The sequence below is a fragment of the Halomonas sp. MMH1-48 genome (assembly GCF_022348105.1).
Lineage (GTDB): Bacteria > Pseudomonadota > Gammaproteobacteria > Pseudomonadales > Halomonadaceae > Vreelandella > Vreelandella piezotolerans.
In genome coordinates this window covers 118,160-139,955 of the sequence record NZ_JAKRFL010000003.1, presented here as the reverse complement: position 1 = coordinate 139,955, position 21,796 = coordinate 118,160, and the positions used below count along the sequence as shown (strand labels likewise).

Here is a 21,796-nt window from a genome sequence, read left to right as displayed (position 1 = left end):
CGATGGCAGGACGCACCCTCATTCCTTGGTAGGAGACGCCATGTACTCGCTGTTAGTGGCAGATGACCATCCGCTGTTTCGCGATGCGCTGCAAGCAGTGATCGTCAGCGGCTTCACCGATACGCAGCTGTTCGAGGCCGATAGCCTCGCCGCGGCCATGGCACGTATCGATACACAAGAAGGGTTGGATCTGCTGCTGCTGGATTTGAGCCTGCCGGATGCCGATGGGCTGGAGGGGTTGAAAACCCTACGCGAGACCTTCCCCTGGCTGCCGGTGGCCATCGTCTCGGCGCATCAAGAGCGCCAGCTCGTGCTCGATGCCATTACGCTCGGTGCCGTGGGCTACATCCCTAAATCGACCCCGCGCGCGCAGCTGCTGGCTGCTCTGCAGCAAATTCTTCAGGGACAGCTCTACTTACCCGCTGATATCATGCGCCGACCTCCCCCTCCGTCACGCGCGGCCTCGGTCGCTTCCCCTTCGACTACTCCGACAAGCAGGCTGACGCGGCTCACGGAGAAGCAGTTAGACGTGTTGAGCTGTATGAGTCAGGGCATGTCCAACAAACAGATCGCCCGGGAACTGAACATTGCCGAAACCACGGTCAAAACCCATGTATCGGCGATTTTGCGTAAGCTCGGCGCGAGCAGCCGAGTGCACGCCATTGTCATGGCGGGTGAGGAAGATTTGAGCGGCTATTTAGCCAAACGCCCGGCGCGCTAGCCGTTCTCCAACAGCGTGCCCAGCAGCATTTTGAGGCGCAGCGGCTTGAGCGGTTTCAACAGGTAGTGGATGCCCGCTTCGCGGGTGGCCCGCTTTACGGCGGCTTCGTGATTGGCCGTAATGACCACGGCCGCTAATCCGGGATAGCGGCGGCGCAGCCTGGCGGCGAGATCGATACCGTTCTCACGATGCTCGCCGAGGTGGTAATCCACCAACAGCACGGCCGGACGTTCACCGTCGCTGGCCGCCTCCAACGCGCTCACCGTCGCAGCCGCTCGTACCCGGCATCCCCAACCGCCCAAGAGCGCCTGCATACCTTCGGTAATGGCCGGATCATCGTCCACCACCCACACGACGCACCCCTGCAAGGGATCGACATCCCACTCGATGGACGTTCGCGGCTGGGCAGCTTGGTCCTTGCCGATATCGGCATAGGGCACCAAAATCGAGAACAGAGAGCCGTGTCCCAACTGAGAGGCCAACCGAACAGGATGGCCCAGCATCGTGCTAATGCGGTCCACGATGGCCAACCCCAATCCCAGCCCGCGACTCTGGTTCGCCTGAGGCTGACTGGCGCGGCGAAACTCCAGAAATATCGCTTGACGCTGCGGTTCTGGAATTCCTGGCCCCGTATCACCCACCATGATCTCCAACCCCTCACGGCGACGGCGGCAGCCTAATAGCAAATGGCCATGCTCGGTGTAGCGCACCGCGTTGCTGAGAAAATTGCGAACCACCCGCGCCAATAGCGCCAAGTCCGACTCCACCCATACCTGAGAAGGTACGTAGTGGAGAGTTAGCCCGCGCACCCCGGCGACTTGGCGATACTCCTCGGCCAGCGCATCCAACAGCGTGCTAACGGCAAAGGGTGCCTTATCAGCGTGGAGTACACCGGCGTCCAGGCGGGAGATGTCCACCAGCGTTCCCAACAGCCCTTCGACATCTTTCAGCGACCGGCCAATATGGCCGACCAGTGCTTGGGACGCTGCCGGAAGCGCATGGGCTTCCAGGGCACTGGCAAACAGTCGAGCCGCGTTGAGCGGCTGAAGCAGGTCATGACTGACGGCTGCCAGAAATTTGGTTTTCGATGCGTTGGCCGCCTGGGCGTCGGCATTGGCGGCCAGCAGCCGGCCGTTGACCTGGCTTAGTTCATCCAACGTGCGGTGCAGCGCGTCGGTGCGCTCGCGCACCTGCTCGGCCAACAGCACCGAGCGCTCGAAGGCCGCATAGGGCGCCCCATTAGGAGTACCGCCGGACTCCACGCGCTCCATGAGCGCTGCACACACTTTGCGCAGGCGCTGATTCTCTTCACGCAGGGCCGCCACGTCGTTCGACGACGGCGCATCAGAGAGCTGGAAGAGTGCCAAAGGCCACCCCCGTAAAGGTTTGATTCACATGCATCCCGTGGTGCTGCTCGCCGTAAGTATTGAAACCGATCACTCTTGCCTGGCGCAGTAGTGCGGAGGCTCGATCGAGTTGTTCCATCGACTCGAGCGCCATTCGCCGCAAAAAGCAGTCACAGCCGATGATCGCTGCGGGTTCGCCGAGGCGCTCTTCCACGTCCTGCAGCATACGAGCCAAATCTTCCAATAGCGGCGTGGGTTGCATGGCGGTCAGCACAATGCCGTTTTCCACCGCGCAATAGAAGCTGAGACTACCGTCGTCGTTGACCCGCTGAATCGAGCGAATATAGTGCTGCCCACCTAAATGCACCGCCAGCGGATGCTGGGCAAAGACCGCAGGCGTCAGTGCTTCCACCGGGCATCCCACGAGGGAAGCATACAACTCGGCAGCCGGCAGGCCATTGAGTTCCAGCACCCGGCGGCGCTCTCGGTCGACAGCGGTGACCACGAGCTTATGCGCCAGCGGCTCTAGGTGATGGGTAGAGAAGACATCGAACGGCAGCCGCGTATTGATCATGACCACCACGGCCGCCCGAGTATGGAAGCGACCCTCAGCATACACATGGGTGTGGGTGAGGTGGTTGTCGTCCCCGGCGGAGCCGCCAAAACTTGGAATGCGCCCAAGCGCGGCATCCAGCGTTGCCAGCACCTGCTCTTCACGGCTGGAAAGCCCATCCAGCAGTGTCAGAGCAAAGCTATGCTCATTGACCGGCGCCACGGCTTGCTGGCGGCAGCGCTCCAGTAGCCCATCGACCAGCGGTTGAGCGGTGGGCAAATCAAAGTGTTCGAGGTCATCAATCAGCGCGGTTTCGACGGCAAACAAGCGCCTATCGAAACAGATGGCGACAATAGAGCCGCGATCGTAGCCATCGGGCGTCAGCTCACCCGCCGTCGTACAGCCACTGACTGGAAGCTCGCCAAACGCCTGACAAAGCGCGTCCGCTAGCTGCGACAGCGGATACTCAGCGCTACAAAAGAACAGCACGAAACCGGCGTGCTCGTGACACAGCGCGAGAGCCAGCGCATGGGCAGCATCCTGAGGGTTGGGCTCACGGCTCGCGGCCGCACTCAAACCATGATTAGTGAAGCGGGTGGTCACGACGCCATCTCTCCAGCGCGGCATAAGTTCGTGCAGCGCAGTGACGCAGCGTGTCAAAACACGCTGTTAGCAGCTCGAGCGATGCCTCGTCAAGCGCAGCCATGCTCTCCAACCGCTTGGCTTGCGCAGCCAACTGCTCTGCGCCCATGCTCACTGACTCGCCCCGCAGTTGATGCGCTAGCCGCTCGACCTGACGCCAGTGGTCACGACTCGACGTGCTCCCGGCAGCAAAGTAGCCAGAAAGCTGGGCAATGTAGTCACTCGCCTGCTGATGATAGAGCACTGCCAGTTGATCGACACTATCAGCCCCCAGCGAGCCGACGAGGGTGGCCAACGTCGTTTCATTGAGTAGGGCCGCGTCACCTCCTTCCTCACGTAACGCAGAAGGAATCGGCATCATCGGTGTTGGTGTCGTTGATAGCTGCAGCGCCAACACGTTGCCAAGCGCCAACAGCGAGAGCGGCTTGGTGATGTAGTCATTCATACCCGCAGCGAGGCAGCGGCGACGATCATCCTCTGCCCCCCCTGCGGTCATGGCCACGATGGGCACCTCGCTGCACCAGCCGCCCATTTCACGCAATCGCTGGGTCACCGTCACGCCGTCGATATCAGGAAGCTGTATGTCCATGAAAATAAGATGTACCTGCTGGCGTCGTACCATGGCAAGGGCTTCGCGGCCGTTTTCTGCGCACACCACCTCGCAACCAAGTCGCGACAAAAGTCCGACCGCGACTTTGCGATTGACCGCATTGTCCTCGACCAGCAGCAACGAGGTGCCGTCAAAATCTCGCGCTGGCTCAACGGGTAGGGGCGAGCTGACAGGAGAAGCCTCAACTAACGGCAGTTCGCACCAAAACGTACTGCCTTGACCCGGCGTGCTGTCGACACCCAGACGTCCCTGCATGGCTTCGCTCAGCCGTTTACAGATTGCCAATCCCAAACCGGTGCCGCCGTAGCGGCGCGCGACGCTCTCATCCGCCTGCTGAAAGGGTTCGAAGAGCGTTTCTTGCTGTTCACTGTTCAGACCACAACCGGTATCGCTAATATCAAAGAGCAAATGCTCAACGGTCGAGGAGACGCGTACCGAGACGCTGCCGTAATCAGTGAATTTGATCGCATTGGCAATGAGATTGAGCAGTATTTGCCGCAGACGCCCCGCATCGATCATGACCCATGCTGGCACGAGTGGGTCCACGTGAAGCGATAGTTGCAGCCCTTTTGCTTGCGCTCTTGGCTCGAATAGCGCCATGACACCTTCGACTAGCGGCGTCAGCGCCGTAGGCGACGTCTCCAGGGTCAAATGGCCGGCCTCGATTTTAGAAAAATCGAGGATCTCATTGATCATCGCCAGTAACTGATTGGCACTATCGTGAATAGTGCGAGCATAGTCTTCGACCTGGGCGGGGCTGGCGGGCTCGCGCAGCAGCTCGCTCATGCCAATCACACCATTGAGCGGCGTACGAATTTCGTGACTGACCATGGCGAGAAAGTCTGACTTTGCATGATTGGCCGCTTGGGCCTGCTTCGCTGTGACCTGAAGCTGTTTACTGAGCTGCTCTTGTTCTCGACGCGCCGCTGCGCTTTCGCGCATTTCACGCACCAAAAAGACGATCACCGTCAACACGGCAAAGCTTATTCCAATCAGCAGCGAAATGAGCAGCTTATAGAGCGTACTTAGCAGCGCCCTCTCTTCGGTGGCGGATTCCGCTAGATAACCGTTGATCGCAATCACCAAGCGCTCGGTCAAGCGGGTAAGCGATTGAAGCTCGCTCTCCAAGGCCGTGACGGGCAGCCGATCCATCTCCTCGTGGGGTTCGAACATGGGATCGAGGGTGTCGAGCTGCTGCTGAATCTGATCCAACAGCTCGCTCGCTGCACTGATACTTTGCAATAGCGAACTAACCTCTCCCTCTCGCAGCAGGGTGATCCGGCTATAGAGCAATTCGAAGCGAAGATTGAGGGCATCCTGGGCGGCAGGCGATAGGGGGCCCCGCGTGTCGGCCAACAAATGATTGAGCAATTGCACGGCATCGCGGTCGAGTTTATAGACCACCCAGGCGGTGTCCTCTCGCAAACTCTGCGTCAAATTATCCTGCCGCCATGCCGAAAGGCCAGCCACCACCAACGCAGCCGCAAACAGCAGTACGGTGATGATCGCTACCAGCTTGAGGCGGCGCGGGTAGCGTAGCAGGCGGGGTGCCCGAGCGGACTCACTAACGGACATTGATGTGCATGACCTGCCATACGGCCCTGAAACGCATACGCTCGCTCAACAGCGCCTCATCATGGTCGAATGGATATAGCACCCATAGTGGGCCATATTCGCGGATAGGAATGGCCTGCCCGTCCCGCTCTAGTGCCAAAATAACGTCGTAGTCGTAAAAATCCTCAATAGGAATTTCGGCCTCATAACCGTTCAAGGCCGCTACGTTAATGGTGTTGCCTTCGGCCCCTACATGCTCGAGCAGCGTGCGCATCAGCGGGCCGCGGTAGTGGCTCGCTCCCTCGGTCCACGGTGTACCGGTCGTAAAAGCGTGCTGCGGCAGCGCGCCCAACATCTCACGGTCAAAATGGGCCTCTTCCTCGACGTTGGCTGCCGTTACTTCACCATCTATTTTGAGGATGACGGGCCCATCAGGAGCGGCCAATTTATCCACGTCTGCCTCAGCCGCGTCCGCTAGCCCCGTATGGGGAATGCTGAACGCCAGCATAGTCCACCCCAATAACAACGCTTTCACCATCGACTCCTCGTATCGCAGTGCCTGAACGACGCAGCAGCGGCCGCTCCAGGCAATAAAAAAGAGATGGCGTTAGGGTACGCCATCTCGTTTCATTGGTCAGTCGAATGTCGACTTTTTTACTTAGCGATGAGAAATGTAGCGGAGATGTCGTTAAGTACTCAGCTTCTCGACCGGCTCGAACCGAACGAGTTCTTCGTAGGCATGCCAGCTAGCGTGACCAAGCACGGGCAGTATGAGGGCCAGACCGATGTAGAAGGTCATCACCCCAACGACGACGCAGCCGGTTAAAATAGCAGCCCATAGCAGCATGGTCCGGAAGTTACGCGCCACGCAGCGCACGCTAGCCTCGATGCCTTCCATGAACGTCAGATCTTGATCCATCAGAGTTGGAATAGCGACCACGCTAATGGCGAAAGCGCCAAAGGCAAGAATGCCACCTGCCACTGTGCCGACCGCCAGCATGCTGAGCCCTTCCGGTGTGGTGACCAAGGCCGTATAAAGCGTTGCCGGGCTAGGTACTTCAAAACCGAAGAAAAGTGCAAACAGCAGCGTAGCCAGACGTATCCAGGCTAGAAAGAAAATCATCATCATCACGCCCATCATGGCCAACTGCCCAGCATGCGGCCGCCAACTGCCGAAGGCATCGCCCAAGTTAGGCACCCGCCCACGCTCGAGCGCCAAGCTGATGCCGTAAGAACCCACCGCCACGAGCGGCCCAATGAACATGAAGCCCGCAATCATGGGCAGCAGCCAGTGCCAATAACCCAGTGTGTAGGCCCCTAACGTGATGGCAATACTCAAACCAACCCAAAACATGCCATACGAAAGACTGACGGCAGTCGCACGGCGGAAGTCTTCCATACCGGCGGCAAGCCAAGCCTTTGGTCTGTCCATCCCGACTTTGTTGATGATGATTTTAACGTTGGGCGCGTCGGCTGATTGGCCGTGTGTTTTTGTTGTTACTGCATTCATGGCGTAACTCCTGTGATTTACCCCAAATGGCTGTCTCTGACCCAAGCACCAAGGTAAATAGCTACCATGTGTGTTGACACCATTAATCCAACGTTAATGGCTTAATGTTCTTTTAATGTAGCTGAGCCAATGCCGACCGAAGAGCTTTACCGCCACTCGGTACAAAAAATCCTCCTTTAGCGCTCTCAACGACGATTAAATCGATGCGTTAGCAATTCACGATATTGATGACAAAAAAAAACTCCAGGCCACTGGCCTGGAGCTTCGTTGGGGTAACGGCGTTCAGCGCACGATCATCACTGATACCTTGGCATGATGAACGACATGTTCCGCGTTGGGACCGAGCACATAATCGACGAATTTGCGCTTGGTGTGCGACGCCATCACGATCAGATCAGCATCGATCTTCTTGCCGACCTTGATGATGGCTTCCCACGGTGAACCATCGACGATTACGCTTTGGGTTTTGATCCCTTCCGGCACATGCTCTTGAATGAAGGTGTGCTGCGCCTCTTTCATTGCCAAGTGCGCTTTTTCCGAGAAGTTTTTCGGAAAATAAGCGCCCACCATAGGCATAGTGAATTCTGGAAGAACCGATACCACATGCAGCGACGCACCAAAGGTTTGGCACAGCGTTACTGCCGTAGGCAGCGCTTTCTTCCATGAGGCTTCTTCGTTCAAATCCACGGGGAGTAGCACTTTATGGTACATGGCAACCTCCTTAGGCAGCGGCCACTTCGTTGGATTGCTCATGACGCCGACGACGGCGTTGCATAACCACGACCAAGCCAAAGATGCCCAGTGCAGGGAGCCACATCCACTCTTTGGTCCAGCGATCCACCGGGGCCAGCACTTCGAGAATCTCTTGGTCGAAATCAAAGCCCAGCTCGGCCGCTTGGCTGCCGAACTCGACGAAATCGACCAAGGTTTGGTCACCATCTTCGTAAAGTTCGATACCTAGATTCGCCATGCGCTCTTCACCTGTTTCACCGCGCGGCACGGGGACGAGCATATAGGTGGTCATCGGCGCCCCGAAATCGTCTTCACCGGCAATTTGCACGCGCAGGTTGCTACCGTCATCGACCCGGCCCAGTGCCTCGGCAAATTGCGCAGGTGGCACCGATTCATAGGGGTCGTGGATTTTGTCCATCCAGAAGCCGGGGCGGAACAGCGTAAAGGCGACCAGCAGCAGCAGCAGCGATTCGTACCAGCGGTTGCGGGTCAGTATGTAGCCCTGAGTGCCTGCCGCAAAGATCAGCATGGCAATGGTGGCCACTATGAACACCAAAATACCCTGCATCACCGTGACATCGATCAGCAGCAGGTCCGTATTGAAGATGAACAGGAATGGCAGCGCAGCGGTACGTAGGCTGTAATAAAACGCCTGGAAGCCAGTGCGCAGCGGATCCCCACCCGACACGGCCGCCGCCGCAAAGGAGGCCAAACCTACCGGTGGCGTGACATCCGCCATGATACCGAAGTAAAACACGAACAGGTGCACGGCAATCAGTGGGACGATCAGGCCATTTTGCTGGCCCAGTAGCACGATGACAGGAGCCATCAGCGCCGACACCACGATGTAGTTGGCGGTTGTCGGTAAGCCCATGCCCAGGATCAAGCTCAGCAGGGCCGTCAGCAGCAGAATCATCATCAGGTTGCCGCCGGAAAGAATCTCGACGACGTCTGCCAGCACCAAGCCCACACCGGTTTGCGACACCGCCCCGACCACGATACCCGCTGTGGCCGTCGCGATACCGATCCCAATCATGTTTCTGGCACCCGTCACTAAGCCATCCCACAGGTCTTTAAAGCCTTCTTTAATATCCGCCGCCATCCGGCTACGACCACGGAAGAGCGCAATGATCGGGCGCTGCGTCACCATGATGAAGATCATGAACATGGTGGCCCAGAACGCTGATAGCCCAGGAGATAGACGCTCGACCATCAGGCACCACACCAGAACGACCACAGGGAGAATATAGTGAAGGCCCACCATCACCGTGGGACGGGTTTGCGGCAGCTTAACGACCTCCGAGTTAGGATCATCCATCTCCAGTTCGGGGTAGTTAGCACTCACTTTCAACAGCGCCACGTAGACAATCGCAAGACCGACAGACACCACCCATGGCGTCGCTTCACCCAGCACGGGTTTTAACCATCCCAGGCCATAGTAGACGGCAATCGAGAGCCCCATGAGCAGTAGCAAGCCGGTCATGAAACCGATCACCTTGTTCAACAGCGGGCGCGCCGGGTTGCTGGAAGGCAGGCCTTTCATATTGGCCTTGAGCGCTTCCAGGTGAACGATGTAGATCAGGGCGATATAAGAGATCAGCGCTGGCAAGAAGGCGTGCTTGATCACGTCGACGTAGGGAATACCGACGTACTCCACCATCAAAAACGCCGCTGCCCCCATGACGGGTGGCATGATTTGGCCGTTCACCGAAGACGACACTTCCACCGCGCCCGCTTTTTCAGCGCTAAAGCCGACTCGCTTCATCATCGGAATCGTAAAGGTACCGGTCGTCACGGTATTGGCAATCGACGACCCCGAGATCAAACCGGTCATGCCTGAGGCGACCACGGCTGCTTTCGCCGGGCCGCCTTTGAAGTGGCCAAGCATCGAGAACGCCACTTTGATGAAGTAGTTACCGGCGCCTGCTTTATCCAACAGTGCACCGAACAACACGAACAGGAACACGAAGCTGGTGGAGACCCCCAGCGCAATCCCGAACACGCCTTGCGTACCCAACCACTGGTGATTGATCAAACCGCCGAGGCTCACGCCACGGTGGGCCAAAATGCCGGGCATGTAAGGACCAAACAGTGAATAGGCGATAAAAACCGCCGCCACAATCATCAAGGGTGGCCCCAATGCGCGGCGCGTGGCTTCTAACAACATCAATATGCCGACGACGCCCACGACGATATCCTGGGTAATCGGCAACCCAGGCCGCTGGGCCAAATCCGCATAGAAAATAAACAGATAGGCGCCGCAAAAGGCTGCCACTGCCGCAAGAACCCAGTCGGCCAGCGGCACGCGATCGCGCGGCGAACGTTTGAAGGCGGGGTACGCCATAAAGGCTAGAAAGAGCGCAAACGCCAAATGAATCGAGCGCGCCTCTGTGGCGCTGAACACGCCAAAGCCAACGATGTAGGGAAGTGGCGATGCAATCCATAGCTGAAACAGCGACCAAGCGGCTGCAATACTCACTAGCAGCTTACCGGGTACGCCTAGGGGTTTCCTTGCCCCTGTATCGCTGGAAGCGACCATATCCTCCAGGTCGTTCTCAGCGGCTGCCGAAGGGTGTTTGTCATCACGCATACGCTTGCCCTGCCTAATGGTCAGCGCTGACAATCAGCGCTCTCAACAAGAAGCGCGGACACCCAAGGTGCCCGCGCTTTGCAACTCAAAGCGACGCCATTCACCTTTCGTCAATAGCGTCACTCTTTTTACGACTTATTCGATCCAGCCGCGCTCACGATAGTAACGTGCTGCGCCATCGTGCAGCGGCGCCGTCAAGCCATCAGAGATCATGTCTTCTTCGTTCAGGTTCTCGAACGCCGGGTGCAGACGCTTGAAGCGATCGAAGTTTTCGAAGACGGCTTTCACGGTTTCGTAAACGATGTCTTCATCGACGGCGGTCGAGGAAACGAACGTAGCCGCAACGCCGAAAGTCTCGACGTCTTCGTCGTTACCACGGTAGAGGCCACCCGGAATCACGGAACGGGTGTAGTAGGGGTACTCTTCGATCAAGCCGTCGATCTCTTCACCGGTCACGGAGACCAGACGCGCATCGATGGTGGTGGTCGCTTCTTGGATAGAGCCATTGGGGTGACCTACCACGTACACCATGGCATCGATGTTGTTGTCAGACAGGGCAGCCGCCTGCTCGGCCGCGTCGAGCTGAGACGCCAGTGCGAAGGTGTCTTCATCCCAACCGAACGCATCCATGACCACGTCCATGGTGTTACGCTGGCCAGAACCGGGGTTACCGATGTTGACGCGCTTGCCAGGGAAGTCGCTGATGTTTTCGATACCGGAATCCGCGCGGGCCACCACGGTCAGCGGCTCACCGTGCATGGTGAAGACGGCACGCATATCTTCCCAAGCGCCTTCTTCCTCGAAGTTAGCTTCGCCATTATAAGCGCGGTACTGAACGTCGGACTGTACGACACCCATGTCCAGCTCGCCGCTCTTCATGCCGTTGACGTTAGCCACGGAGCCACCGGTGGACGGAGCGTTACAGCGGATGTTGTGCTCATCGCTGCCACGGTTGACCATGCGGCATACCGACTGGCCAACGACATAATAAACACCGGTTTGGCCACCGGTACCGATCGTGATGTAGCGCTCCTGGGCAACGGCCGGAGAGGCGAAGGTTGCCGCCGCGATGAACGCGCCTGAAAAGGCCGCGGTAGAAAATACATGGCGTTTCATGAACACACCTCTTTATCTTGATGTTGTGAGCGTTATGCGCTTTGAAGCCACCTGCAGAACGGTTCCCTTCAGGTGTATAGGTTCCAAAACGTTGTCAAGACAGTCTGTTATCAACCTCGGCACTTAGTGCCGACTGTTCCTACTTTAGCGAAAAAAAAGCTAATTGGCGAAGCGCGATGTCATTTAACCGAGGATGCAGTGCAGCATCGCCACTTGACGTTTCGTTCTTTTCACCAGTGGTGATCGCTGAGATAGGCACTGACAAAGACGCCACTCGGCCTATTGTTCTAAGCCACACCAAGCATCCCCGTGTGCACGTTGGGTGATACTCGACAAGTCTAGCGGCCTGTAACGTTTAGTAAGCGTTAAACATAGGCATAAAGGTATGCCGGTTTGGCATGGGCCATCACTGATCGTATCCCTGCCATGCTCAAACGTTATAGCCCAGCACCGTGGGGAGCCAGAGCGCGATGCTTGGAAAGATGGCGACGAGCGCCAAGGCGCCGCCCATGGCCACCACAAAGAGCAGCGCCCAGCCAAGTGTGTGCTCCAAGCGAATCTTGGCAACTTCCGTGGTCACCATCAGATTCACCGCCACCGGCGGGGTAAACTGACCGATCGCAATGTTCATGGCCAACAATATGCCAAACCACACCGGGTTCCACTCGAAGTGCTGCATTACCGGAATCAGAATCGGCATCATGATCAGGTAAATGGAAATCGCGTCTAGCAGCATGCCCGCTACCAGCACCGCTAACATGATGAGTATTAGCAGCAGCACTCCGTTGTCGGTCAAGCCAATGATCCACTCTGCCAAATGACGGAAGGTGCCCAGCATGGTGCCTGCCCAAGCGAAGATACCTGCCAACGCAATGATCAACATGACCACGCCTGAGATGATCGCGGCCTCCCCTAGCAGCTCCCATACATCGCGCAGCGTGAGTTCTCGCGTCAAGAACAGGCCTACTACCGCTCCGTAGGCAACGGCGACCACGGCGGCTTCCGTGGGGGTAAAGAGGCCTGAACGCAGCCCCCCTAAAATCAGCACCGGCGCAAACAAAGCAGGTAGCGCTTCACGGAAGGTGCCTCGTACCGTCAGCCTTTCAGCTCCTTCTACCGGTGTCCCCTCCCAGCCATGACGCTTGGCAGCCAGCATGGCTGGCACCAGCAACGCCAATCCGGCTAAGACGCCCGGGAAAAGCCCCGCTGCAAACAGCGCCCGGAGATCAACGCCGGGTACCACAATCGAGTAGAGAATCAGCGCCACCGATGGTGGAATCAAAATCGCCGTAGAGGCCGACGCCGCAATGAGCGTGGCAGAGAACGGTTTGGGGTAGCCCGCTTTGGTCATGCTGGGTAGCATCACCATCGCCACGGCGGCGGCATCGGCGGGCCCAGAGCCGCTCATCCCCCCCATGATCATGCACACCAATACCGCGACCAGTGCCAGCCCGCCGTGGCGGGGACCAATCAGCGCTTGGGCGAAACGCACTAGGCGTAGCGCGACCCCTGCCCGCTCGAAAATCAGCCCGGTAAGAATGAACAGCGGAATGGCAATCAGAGGATACTTGGCGATGCTGTTGTAGGTATTGGTGCCCAGGGTAGCCAACATATCCGGTGACAGCCCCAGTACGATGCCCACCGCTCCAGACAGGGCCAGCGAGAACGCCACCGACACGCCAGCAATCAGCAGTCCGGCGAACGCTAAAATCATCCAGATATCAGGTGTCACCGTTGATCTCCCCCGCAAACCGATCACGGGTTTGCTGCACCAAACGCCACAGCATGGCCGCCGACAGCACGGGCAGCCATACCAAATACCACCACTGTGGCAGCCCTAAGCCCGGCGAGAGCGACTCCCATTGGTACTCCTGCCACGCTAGCTTGCCACCGTACCAAGTGATTAAGCCCAGCACGATCAAGCCACACAGGGCTTGAAAAAGAATCAGCGCACCACGCCAGCGAGGTGGCAATGCGCGCTCTAAAAAGCCAATACGGATATGACGGTCGCGCCTCAAAGCAACCGACGCCCCAGCAAAGGTCAGTACAACCAGTAGGAAGACGGAAAACTCTTCGGTGAACGAAAACGAGCCGCCTGTCAGATACCGCGTGACCACATTGCCTAGGCTAATCAGCGCAATCACGATCAACGAAATCGCGCCAAGCCAGCGTTCGGGGCGCGCATCGGGAAAGCCTTTCATGGCAGTCTCACATCAGCAAGCTGCCGCCCTGTAAGGGCGGCAGCGAAAACATGCGAACATCAACGGGCGTCGATAGCGGCTTGGGCGGCTTCGACCACCTCTTCACCAATGCGCGGGGCCCACTTTTCATAAACGGACTGAGTGGCATCCACGAAGGCTTGGTACTGCGCATCGGTCAGCTCGGTCACTGTGACACCACGCTCTTGAATCGCGGCCAGACGCTCGCTCTCCTGCTCACGAGTCATGGCGATTTCCCAGGCACCCGCCTCTTCGGCCGTCTCGCGCAGCATCGTTTGCTGCTCTTCGCTCAATGTCTGCCAGACTTGCTGGTTGACGGCAAAAATCAGTGGATCGTTCATATAGTTCCAGAGCGTCAAATGCTCCTGGCCTACTTGGTCGATACGCGCCACGTCAAAGACCGACAGCGGGTTTTCCTGGCCATCGACCGCGCCCGTGGTGAGAGCGGGCTGGGCATCGGTCCAGCTCATCTGCGTAGGGTCGGCACCTAGCGCAGAGAACGTATCCTGGAATAGCGGCGAGCCCACCACACGGATCTTCAGACCTTCCAGATCCTCTGGCTGACTGATCGGGCCGCGGGAGTTGGATACCTGACGAAAGCCGTTTTCGCCCCAGGCCAAAGGAATAACGCCACGTGATTCGATCGCTTCGAACACCATCGTGCCTGCGTCCCCGCCGGTCACGGCATCGACGGCGGCCTCGTCAGGAATGAAAAACGGCAACGAGAACAAGTTCAGTTCCGGTACCTGGGGTGACCAGTTGATGGTGGAGCCAACAGCGGCATCGATCAGGCCAGAGCGCATGGCAGAAAATTCGCGGGTTTGGTCACCCGATACCAGCTGTGAATTCGGATAGACCCGCAGGGTAAGTTCACCCCCGCTGCGTTCTTCAACCAGCTCTGCCCACTTTTCAGCGGCCTGCCCCCAAGGAAAGGCATCTGAAAGCACGGTAGAGACCGAGAGTTCGCGGGCCTGCGCGGAAAAAGCAGCCGAGAGCAGTGCAGCGCCAGCCAAGCCAGCGGTAAGACGAGCCATAGAGCGTGTCAGCGTCATTATTGTCGATCCTTTTTTCTTTTTTATGGGGTGTTCATGAAGTGTCGGGGCAAGCTTACACCTCCTGACCAAATGTCGCTCAATGGCGGCAATCGCCATAGCGAGCGACACCCCATTGTAGGCACTCGACGAATGAAAGAAAGCCATTGATTAGGCTTTTAACCATCAACTTTCGATGCATCACGTGCTTGCTGATAAGCTGTTGTCTCCTTCAGCGTTTCAAGGATAGATACGTGCCGCTTCGTGATTTTCTCCTGGGCCTGCTGGTCATCGTCATCTGGTCGCTCAACATCATCGTGATCAAAGTGGGCGTAGCGGAGCTGCCGCCACTGTTAATGACGACGCTGCGCTTTATGTTGGTCGCCGCGCTGCTGGTGCCGTTTTACCCGGTCGCTCGGGCACAGCTACCCTTTTTAATATTGCTATCCATCACGTTTGGCAGCCTTCACTTTGCGTTGTTGTTCATTGGGCTAGGGCAAGCCGAAGCAGGTACCGGGGCGCTGCTCGTTCAAATGGGCACGCCCTTTGCCACCCTCTTGGCGGTGATCTTCTTGAAAGAGACACTGGGCCCCAAGCGTTTGGCGGGCTTGCTGCTCTCGTTTGCGGGGGTGGTGGTGCTAGCAGGCGGGCCCACGCTTCCGTCACCGCTGCCATTGACCATTCTGCTGCTAAGCGCACTTGGCTGGGCCGTCTCACAGCTCTTGATCAAGCGCGGACCGCCCATCGCCCCGCTGGCGCTGGCAGGCTGGGTGGCGCTCTTTGCGGTGCCTCAAGTGGCCGTAGGTTCGTGGCTCTTTGAACAACACCAGTGGCAAGCCATCACTCGGGCCAGCTGGTTGGGCTGGGGAGCGGTGGCGTACACCGCGATCATGTCGTCCATAGCGGCTTACGGCATTTGGTACGCGCTGCTACGCCGCCATCCGGTGAATCGTGTGGTGCCGATGACACTACTCACCCCCGTGTTTGCGGTGGGCTTAGGCGCGCTACTGATGGACGACCCGCTGGGGGTGCATAAACTGGTCGGCGGCGGCTTGGTGGTCGCAGGCATCGCCCTGATCGTGCTGAAATTTGGCCAACAGCCGCCAACCAGGGCGTGAGCGTGGGCATTAGTCGGGGCGACAAAAGCCCGCCAACGCAGGTACCGAGACACAGTCGCCTACCTGGATGCCACGCTCGGCAAAGTAGCCCGCATTGACTTCCAGCGCCGCATGATAGGCCGCACCTGCTGGATAAGAGGGGCACTCTTGAGGCGCACTGGATTCGCAAGGCGGCATGGTGTTGATGGCGACGATGCGGCCTTCACCATCGATATAGGCAATATCCAACGGAATCAGCGTGCGGTACATCCAAAATGCATTGCCTGCAGGCTGCTCACGCTCGAAGCGAAACAGCATGCCTCGTGTTTCTGGCAGATGTTCACGTCCCATCAGGCCGCGCTGGCGCTGGGAAGCGGTTTCGGCGACTTCGACATCGAGACGGTGCGGACCACCTTCACTGTGTATCGCCAGCGGTAGCGTGTTGGCAGATGTCGATTCCGCGGCCCACGCCGTCAACAAAGAAAGCGGCAAACAAGCCGCAAGCGAAACGCCTAAAGCGGTTTTGAGCAGTTGGCGGCGTGTCAGGGTCATAACAGGTTCCTTTTGTTGTAGGGTGCCATATGCATCTGCTGCTCGGGCATGAGGTGAATGCCCTCGGCCAGTAGCGAGACGTGTACCCGCTCTCCCAGTCGAAGCTGATTACGTTTAGCCGCGTGGGTGGCGATGTCGAAACGTAGCATATCTTGATGAGAAACGCGCAGCGAGATGGACGTCATGCCGCCCAATACCACCATTTCGCTGACCGTTGCCGCTACCGGGTTTTCGCGCTCACCTTGAGAGGGCCGTCCCCGCCGATGCAGCACGATATCCGACGGCGGCAGGTACCAGGCTAGCGGTTTGCCGAGTTCAACACGGTCTAGCCCTTCTGCCACTTCTAGCCGCCACTCTCCCCACTGCAGGCGTCGCCCAGCGTCCGTCTCTACCACTTCCCCGCTAAAAACGTTGTGGCGATCCAGCAACCTAGCGACAAGCGGCGAAGCGGGCCGTCGAAACAGCGCTTCAGGTGTGCCCTGCTGCAGGCTCACCCCGTTATGCAACACGCAGATTTGATCGGCGAGCGCGGTGGCTTCATCCAAGTCATGCGTAACGAGAATGATGGGGATGGAGATGTGTTGGCGCAGCAGTGCCAGCTCGCGCTGCAAGCGTCGACGCGTCACTTGATCCACCGCAGAGAACGGCTCGTCCAGCAGCAGCGCTTGGGGCTCCCTCGCCAATGCTCTCGCCAATGCCACTCGCTGGCGTTGGCCGCCGGAAAGCTCGCTGGGATAGCGCGCTTCGAGCCCTTGCAGGCGCACCCTGCTCAACCACTGCGTAGCCTGCTCGAGGCGCTGGACGCGGGGCAGATGCCCCATGGCGAGCTGAACGTTCTGCAGCGCCGTCAGGTGCGGAAACAGCGCATAGTCCTGAAACACCATGCCGATCCGACGCGCTTGCGGCGTCAGCGATCGGCGCTGGCCCTCCTGCGCCCAAAACCACTCCGCGCCAGCGCAGCTCACCCGCCCCCGCTCCGGCTGGTAAAGCCCCGCAATGGTGCGCAGCAAGGTGGTTTTGCCACTGCCGGACGGTCCGACGAGTGCCAAAAGCTCGCCAGGAGCGCAGCAAAACGAGGCATTGAGCGGAATCGGGCCAGCCTGTTGGGCGGTCACTTTCAGGTCATCCACGTGACCACCTGCGCTTGCCAGCGAGCCCATAGACCAGACCTAAGGTGGCCAAAGAAATGGCCAGCAGGAGGGCAGACATATTCGCAGCACCCTGCTCATCGAAGGCTTGCACACGGTCATAAATGGCAATCGAGAGCGTGCGGGTCTCACCATCGATCGCCCCACCGACCAGCAAAATCACGCCAAATTCGCCTAGTGTGTGAGCAAAGGTTAGCGCTGCCGCCGATAGGATGCCCGGCCATACGAGAGGCAGCTCGATACGCCATAGGGTTTGCCAGGGGCTTAGCCCACTGCACCAAGCGGCCTCGCGTAAGTTGGCAGGCACGTGCTCGAAGGCGCGCTGAATCGGCTGGATGGCAAACGGAAGATTGGCGATCACAGACGCCAGCAAAATACCGCTGAAGGTAAAGTTGAGCCCACCCCCCGTCAACGCGGCCCAAGCGCTGCCCAGCGGTGCATCGCGGCCAAACTGCTGGAGAAGATAAAACCCCAACACCGTGGGCGGCAGTACCAGCGGCAGCGCAATCAGCGCCTCGCATAGCCCCTTACCTCGAAACGACGTCGTCGCCAGTCGACGTCCCCACCATATACCGAGGGGTAACAAGAAGAGACAAGTAAACGCCGCGAGCCGCAGCGAGACGGAGAGGGCCGACCAGTCCATCAATCGGTACTGAATCCGTAGGTGTCGAAAATCGCCTTCGCCTCAGGCTGCTGCAACCACTCATAAAAGGCATGGGCTGCCCGGGTGGCCTGGGGCGTTAACACCATGCGCTGGCGCAGCGGCGTGTGCCACGCTTCAGGGATCAATACCGTTTCGCTACGCCCGGCCAGCGCAGGCGCCACGGCTAGCGAGTAAGCCACCAAGCCGCCGCGCGCTTCATCGGACAGGGCAAACTGCATCGCTTGGGAGACGTTCTCACCCTGCACGCGAAGCGGCTCGCTGGTTTCCCAAAGCCCCGCTTTTTGTAGCACTTCTTGGGCGGCCACGCCGTAGGGGGCGTGTTCAGGGCTAGCAATGGCGATACGCAGCCGCTGACCTTCTTCTAAAGCGGCAATGGCCTCCTCCACACCGGCGAGTGGCGTTTGTTCGTCGGGTTGGACATAGCGGCCGACAGGCTGCACCCAGGCCAAACGTCCCCGAGCATAAATCACGCCCGCGTCATCCACGTGCCCCTCGTCGTACAGCGCCTGTACGTACCCTTCATTGGCCGATAAAAACAGCTCAAAGGGCGCACCCTGGGCGATTTGGCGGCGAAAGTTGCCAGAAGAGCCAAAATTGAGACGCAGCGCCTGGCCGGTTTGCTGAGTGAACTGCTGGGCAGCCTCTTCCAAGGCGAACTGCAGGCTAGATGCCGCCGCCACGATGGGCGCGCCCGCCATCACAGGCGCGCTTAACAGCCAACCGCATAGCAACAGCAGTGAGCGCATATGCTAGGCCTTTGCGCTGTCGGCGTGTTGCTCGGTAATAGCCATCACTTTCATGGTATTGGTACCACCGTGGGCGTTCATGTGATCGCCACGGGTCAAGATGACGTGGTCTCCCGGCTTGGCGACGCCCTGCTTCACCAGCAGCGTGAGCGCTTGATCATTCAGCTCGGTGGCGGTCATTTGCGACGTGTCGAATGGAAGCGATACCACGCCCCGGTACAGGGCCATGCGACGCTGGGCAATCGGGTTGTGAGCCAACCCCACGATAGGCAAGCCCGAGCGGATGCGCGAGGCGATCAACGGCGTGTAGCCCGAGGCCGTCATGCAAGCAATCGCCACCACGCCGTTCATGTGGTTAGCAGCGTACATCGCCGATAGCGCAATGGTTTCGTCTGGGCGGGTAAAGCCTTCGTGGATACGGTGGCCCGACTCTTGAGCGACCCGCTCACGCTCGGCGCCAAGACACACCCGCGCCATCGCTTCCACGGTCTCCAGCGGGTAATCCCCTGCGGCGGTTTCTGCCGAGAGCATGACCGCATCGCTGCCATCCAGCACCGCGTTAGCGACGTCGAAGACTTCAGCGCGAGTGGGTAGCGGCGCTGAGATCATGCTCTCCATCATTTGGGTCGCGGTGATCACGGCACGGTTGAGCGAGCGGGCACGCTTGATCATACGCTTTTGCACGCCGACCAGTTTGGCATCGCCAATTTCTACGCCCAGATCACCACGGGCGACCATCACCGCCTCGGAAGCTTCGATGATACCATCCAACGTGGCTTCATCGGCCACGGCTTCGGCGCGCTCTACTTTGGCAACGAGGCCAATCTCCTTGCCCTCTTCCCCTAACAAGCGGCGGGCTTCCAGCATGTCTTCCGCCGAACGCGGGAAAGAAATCGCTAAGTAATCGACGCCAATCTCGACGGCGGTTTTCAGGTCGGTTTTATCTTTGTCCGTCAGCGCGGGGGCCGAGAGTCCTCCGCCCTGTTTGTTGATACCTTTATGGTTAGAGAGCTTGCCGCCCACCACCACCTCGGTATGTACCTGCTTGCCCTCGACACGGGTAACGTCCAACACCACACGGCCATCGTCCAGCAGCAGTCGGTCGCCTGCGGTGACATCGTCGGCCAGCGTTTTGTAATCGCAGCCAACGCCGTGACTGTCACCGGCATCACTGTCCATGGCCATGTCCAGGACAAACGGCTGCCCCTCTTCCAGGTACACCGCGCCGTCTTTGAAACGCGCAACGCGGATTTTAGGCCCCTGTAAATCGCCCAGCGCGGCGACACTGCGGCCAAGCTGAGCAGCAATCTCACGCACACGCATCAAGCGGCGGCGATGGTCGTCAGCAGTGCCATGGGAAAAGTTCAAGCGAACCACATCCACCCCCGCCTTCAGCATGGCTTCCAGCACGCCTTCACGATCGCTGGCGGGGCCGAGGGTCGCGACGATCTTGGTACGACGAAGGGGCGTATGGCTGTGTGCGCTCATAAATGTCCTAACCGTTCATGGAGTGGAGTGTCAGCTTATCAGGATAACCCAACCAAGATGACACTCGCATGCACTTGAGGTGGGCTACTGCGCTAACGTGACGGTAACATCCAGCGGGTACTCGTCACAGTTGTTGCCCTCCCCTCCGCGATCTACCACCAAAAACTCCCCCTCGCGCTCCAGCACCGACTGAATGGCATGCCAAGTCCCGGCGCGGTAGTTCACCCCCTGGCGGCCGTCGGTCACGAACGCCTGCACCTCGTCTAGCACAATGCTGTCGCCCGGCGGTGCCACGACAATGATGAAACGCTCCTGATGCAGCGGCATGAACGCTTGGCTGCCCTGCGGGTGGCGCTCTAAAAACGTGAGGGTTAGCGGCAGCGTCACCGGTTGGCTAACGAAAATATTGATCAGCGTATGGGCGTTCTGGCCCAACGTTTCCACCTTGGCGAGGTCGTGATGACGCTGGGTGCGGCCGGCATTAATCGGAAACGAGGCCGATGTTCGGGCATCCAACACATCCCCAAACGGTGCAAAGGCTTCTGCCGTGAGCGGCTTCGCCGTCAGCTCTAACATAGAATCATCCTAGCAAGTGAGGTGGGGGATCGGCTGGCCGACTCAGATTTTTAGCGCCGCGTGGCGGTTAACGTCTTTGTACAGCAGGTAGCGGAACGGGCCGGGTCCACCTGCGTAGCACGCCTGTGGGCAGAAAGCGCGTAGCCACATAAAGTCACCTGCTTCGACTTCCACCCACTGCTGGTTCAAGTGATACACCGCCTTGCCTTCCAGTACGTAAAGACCGTGCTCCATGACGTGGGTTTCATCGAACGGAATGACGCCGCCCGGCTGAAAGGTCACGATATTGACGTGCATATCGTGGCGAACGTCGCTGGGGTCGACAAAGCGCGTCGTCGCCCAGCGACCTTCGGTGCCCGGCATCTCGATCGGCGCGATCTCCTGCTCGTTGGTCACGAAAGCTTTGGGGACATCCAACCCTTCTACATACTCGTAGGCTTTGCGCACCCAGTGGAAACGCACCGGCTCGCGGGCTTCATTGCGTACCTGCCAGTGGCTGCCCGGGGGAATGAACGCGTAGCCACCGGGCCCCATGGTGTGGCGCTCACCCGCCAAAGTAAGCGTTAACTCACCTTCCACAACAAACAGCACGCCCTCCGCCTGGGGGTCCAGTTCGGGCTTATCACTACCGCCTTCCGGCTGCACTTCCATGATGTATTGGGAGAAGGTTTCCGCAAACCCTGACAGCGGCCGCGCCAGCACCCATAGCCGAGTGCCCTCCCAAAACGGCAGGTTGCTGGTCACGATATCGCGCATCACACCTTTAGGAATCAGCGCGTAGGCCTCGGTAAAGACCGCACGGTCAGCGGTGAGCTGGGTTTGCGGCGGATGCCCGCCGGTGAGGGCGTAATAGTGAGCGGGTTGGCGTGTTGTTGGCATTGTCTCTCCCTGAGAGTGTAAG

20 protein-coding genes are annotated in these 21,796 nt (G+C 58.8%); 2 read left to right on the top strand and 18 right to left on the bottom strand.

The features are described from left to right. The first annotated feature begins 40 nt into the window (after window positions 1-40). Window positions 41-721, top strand: a complete 681-nt coding sequence (locus tag MHM37_RS04345; protein WP_153842545.1) for a response regulator transcription factor — start codon at window positions 41-43, stop codon at window positions 719-721. Here the strand turns inward: MHM37_RS04345 and MHM37_RS04340 are convergent. The 11 genes from MHM37_RS04340 to MHM37_RS04290 all read right to left on the bottom strand — a co-directional run bounded on the left by MHM37_RS04340 (window position 718) and on the right by MHM37_RS04290 (window position 14,645). After that, window positions 718-2,088 carry a hybrid sensor histidine kinase/response regulator gene (locus MHM37_RS04340; RefSeq protein ID WP_239295990.1) on the bottom strand — a complete coding sequence of 457 codons (1,371 nt, stop codon included), beginning with the start codon at window positions 2,086-2,088 and terminating at the stop codon, window positions 718-720. The two genes, MHM37_RS04345 and MHM37_RS04340, sit on opposite strands and share 4 nt — an antisense overlap. After that, complete coding sequence (nosP, locus tag MHM37_RS04335; protein ID WP_239295991.1) at window positions 2,066-3,223, bottom strand: nitric oxide-sensing protein NosP; 1,158 nt, start codon at window positions 3,221-3,223, stop codon at window positions 2,066-2,068. Before nosP ends, MHM37_RS04340 begins: the two co-directional genes overlap by 23 nt. After that, window positions 3,204-5,447 carry an ATP-binding protein gene (locus MHM37_RS04330; protein ID WP_239295992.1) on the bottom strand — a complete coding sequence of 748 codons (2,244 nt, stop codon included), beginning with the start codon at window positions 5,445-5,447 and terminating at the stop codon, window positions 3,204-3,206. Before MHM37_RS04330 ends, nosP begins: the two co-directional genes overlap by 20 nt. Then, window positions 5,437-5,964 carry a molybdopterin-dependent oxidoreductase gene (locus MHM37_RS04325; protein WP_231125552.1) on the bottom strand — a complete coding sequence of 176 codons (528 nt, stop codon included), beginning with the start codon at window positions 5,962-5,964 and terminating at the stop codon, window positions 5,437-5,439. Before MHM37_RS04325 ends, MHM37_RS04330 begins: the two co-directional genes overlap by 11 nt. Before the next feature lie 150 nt (window positions 5,965-6,114). Further along, window positions 6,115-6,936 carry a DUF2189 domain-containing protein gene (locus tag MHM37_RS04320; RefSeq protein WP_139526436.1) on the bottom strand — a complete coding sequence of 274 codons (822 nt, stop codon included), beginning with the start codon at window positions 6,934-6,936 and terminating at the stop codon, window positions 6,115-6,117. Between the two features lie 282 nt (window positions 6,937-7,218). Next, a complete protein-coding gene (locus tag MHM37_RS04315; RefSeq protein WP_139526435.1) occupies window positions 7,219-7,647 on the bottom strand; it encodes a universal stress protein in 429 nt (142 codons plus the stop codon). Between the two features lie 10 nt (window positions 7,648-7,657). After that, complete coding sequence (locus MHM37_RS04310; protein ID WP_239295993.1) at window positions 7,658-10,258, bottom strand: TRAP transporter permease; 2,601 nt, start codon at window positions 10,256-10,258, stop codon at window positions 7,658-7,660. Window positions 10,259-10,393: 135 nt separating this feature from the next. After that, window positions 10,394-11,374 (bottom strand): TAXI family TRAP transporter solute-binding subunit, encoded by a 981-nt coding sequence (locus MHM37_RS04305; RefSeq protein WP_139526433.1) that lies wholly within the window; start codon window positions 11,372-11,374, stop codon window positions 10,394-10,396. A 430-nt stretch (window positions 11,375-11,804) separates the two neighbouring features. Beyond that, the gene (locus tag MHM37_RS04300; RefSeq protein ID WP_239295994.1) at window positions 11,805-13,106 is read right to left on the bottom strand and encodes a TRAP transporter large permease; all 1,302 of its coding nucleotides are present in this window, start codon (window positions 13,104-13,106) and stop codon (window positions 11,805-11,807) included. Further along, window positions 13,096-13,575 (bottom strand): TRAP transporter small permease, encoded by a 480-nt coding sequence (locus MHM37_RS04295; protein ID WP_239295995.1) that lies wholly within the window; start codon window positions 13,573-13,575, stop codon window positions 13,096-13,098. Before MHM37_RS04295 ends, MHM37_RS04300 begins: the two co-directional genes overlap by 11 nt. 59 nt (window positions 13,576-13,634) lie before the next feature. Continuing rightward, window positions 13,635-14,645: a DctP family TRAP transporter solute-binding subunit gene (locus tag MHM37_RS04290; protein ID WP_239295996.1), complete on the bottom strand. Its 1,011-nt coding sequence runs from the start codon at window positions 14,643-14,645 to the stop codon at window positions 13,635-13,637. A 233-nt stretch (window positions 14,646-14,878) separates the two neighbouring features. On the opposite strand from MHM37_RS04290, the gene MHM37_RS04285 reads away from it, so the two are divergent. After that, on the top strand, window positions 14,879-15,742 hold the full coding sequence (locus tag MHM37_RS04285; protein WP_239295997.1) for an EamA family transporter: 864 nt from the start codon (window positions 14,879-14,881) through the stop codon (window positions 15,740-15,742). A gap of 9 nt (window positions 15,743-15,751) precedes the next feature. Here the strand turns inward: MHM37_RS04285 and MHM37_RS04280 are convergent, their stop codons facing one another. The 7 genes from MHM37_RS04280 to MHM37_RS04250 form a co-directional block, all read right to left on the bottom strand. Further along, window positions 15,752-16,273 (bottom strand): DUF192 domain-containing protein, encoded by a 522-nt coding sequence (locus tag MHM37_RS04280; RefSeq protein ID WP_239295998.1) that lies wholly within the window; start codon window positions 16,271-16,273, stop codon window positions 15,752-15,754. Then, on the bottom strand, window positions 16,270-17,403 hold the full coding sequence (locus tag MHM37_RS04275; protein WP_239379726.1) for an ABC transporter ATP-binding protein: 1,134 nt from the start codon (window positions 17,401-17,403) through the stop codon (window positions 16,270-16,272). Before MHM37_RS04275 ends, MHM37_RS04280 begins: the two co-directional genes overlap by 4 nt. After that, on the bottom strand, window positions 17,396-18,064 hold the full coding sequence (gene modB / locus MHM37_RS04270; protein WP_239296000.1) for a molybdate ABC transporter permease subunit: 669 nt from the start codon (window positions 18,062-18,064) through the stop codon (window positions 17,396-17,398). Before modB ends, MHM37_RS04275 begins: the two co-directional genes overlap by 8 nt. Next, window positions 18,064-18,831, bottom strand: a complete 768-nt coding sequence (modA, locus tag MHM37_RS04265) for a molybdate ABC transporter substrate-binding protein (protein WP_239296001.1) — start codon at window positions 18,829-18,831, stop codon at window positions 18,064-18,066. Before modA ends, modB begins: the two co-directional genes overlap by 1 nt. A gap of 3 nt (window positions 18,832-18,834) precedes the next feature. Continuing rightward, window positions 18,835-20,319 carry a pyruvate kinase gene (gene pyk / locus MHM37_RS04260; protein WP_153842535.1) on the bottom strand — a complete coding sequence of 495 codons (1,485 nt, stop codon included), beginning with the start codon at window positions 20,317-20,319 and terminating at the stop codon, window positions 18,835-18,837. A gap of 84 nt (window positions 20,320-20,403) precedes the next feature. Beyond that, entirely contained in the window at window positions 20,404-20,895 is a 492-nt protein-coding gene (locus tag MHM37_RS04255; RefSeq protein ID WP_139526423.1) for an ureidoglycolate lyase, read from the bottom strand. A gap of 42 nt (window positions 20,896-20,937) precedes the next feature. Further along, window positions 20,938-21,774 (bottom strand): bifunctional allantoicase/(S)-ureidoglycine aminohydrolase, encoded by an 837-nt coding sequence (locus MHM37_RS04250; RefSeq protein WP_139526422.1) that lies wholly within the window; start codon window positions 21,772-21,774, stop codon window positions 20,938-20,940. Window positions 21,775-21,796 lie beyond the last annotated feature (22 nt).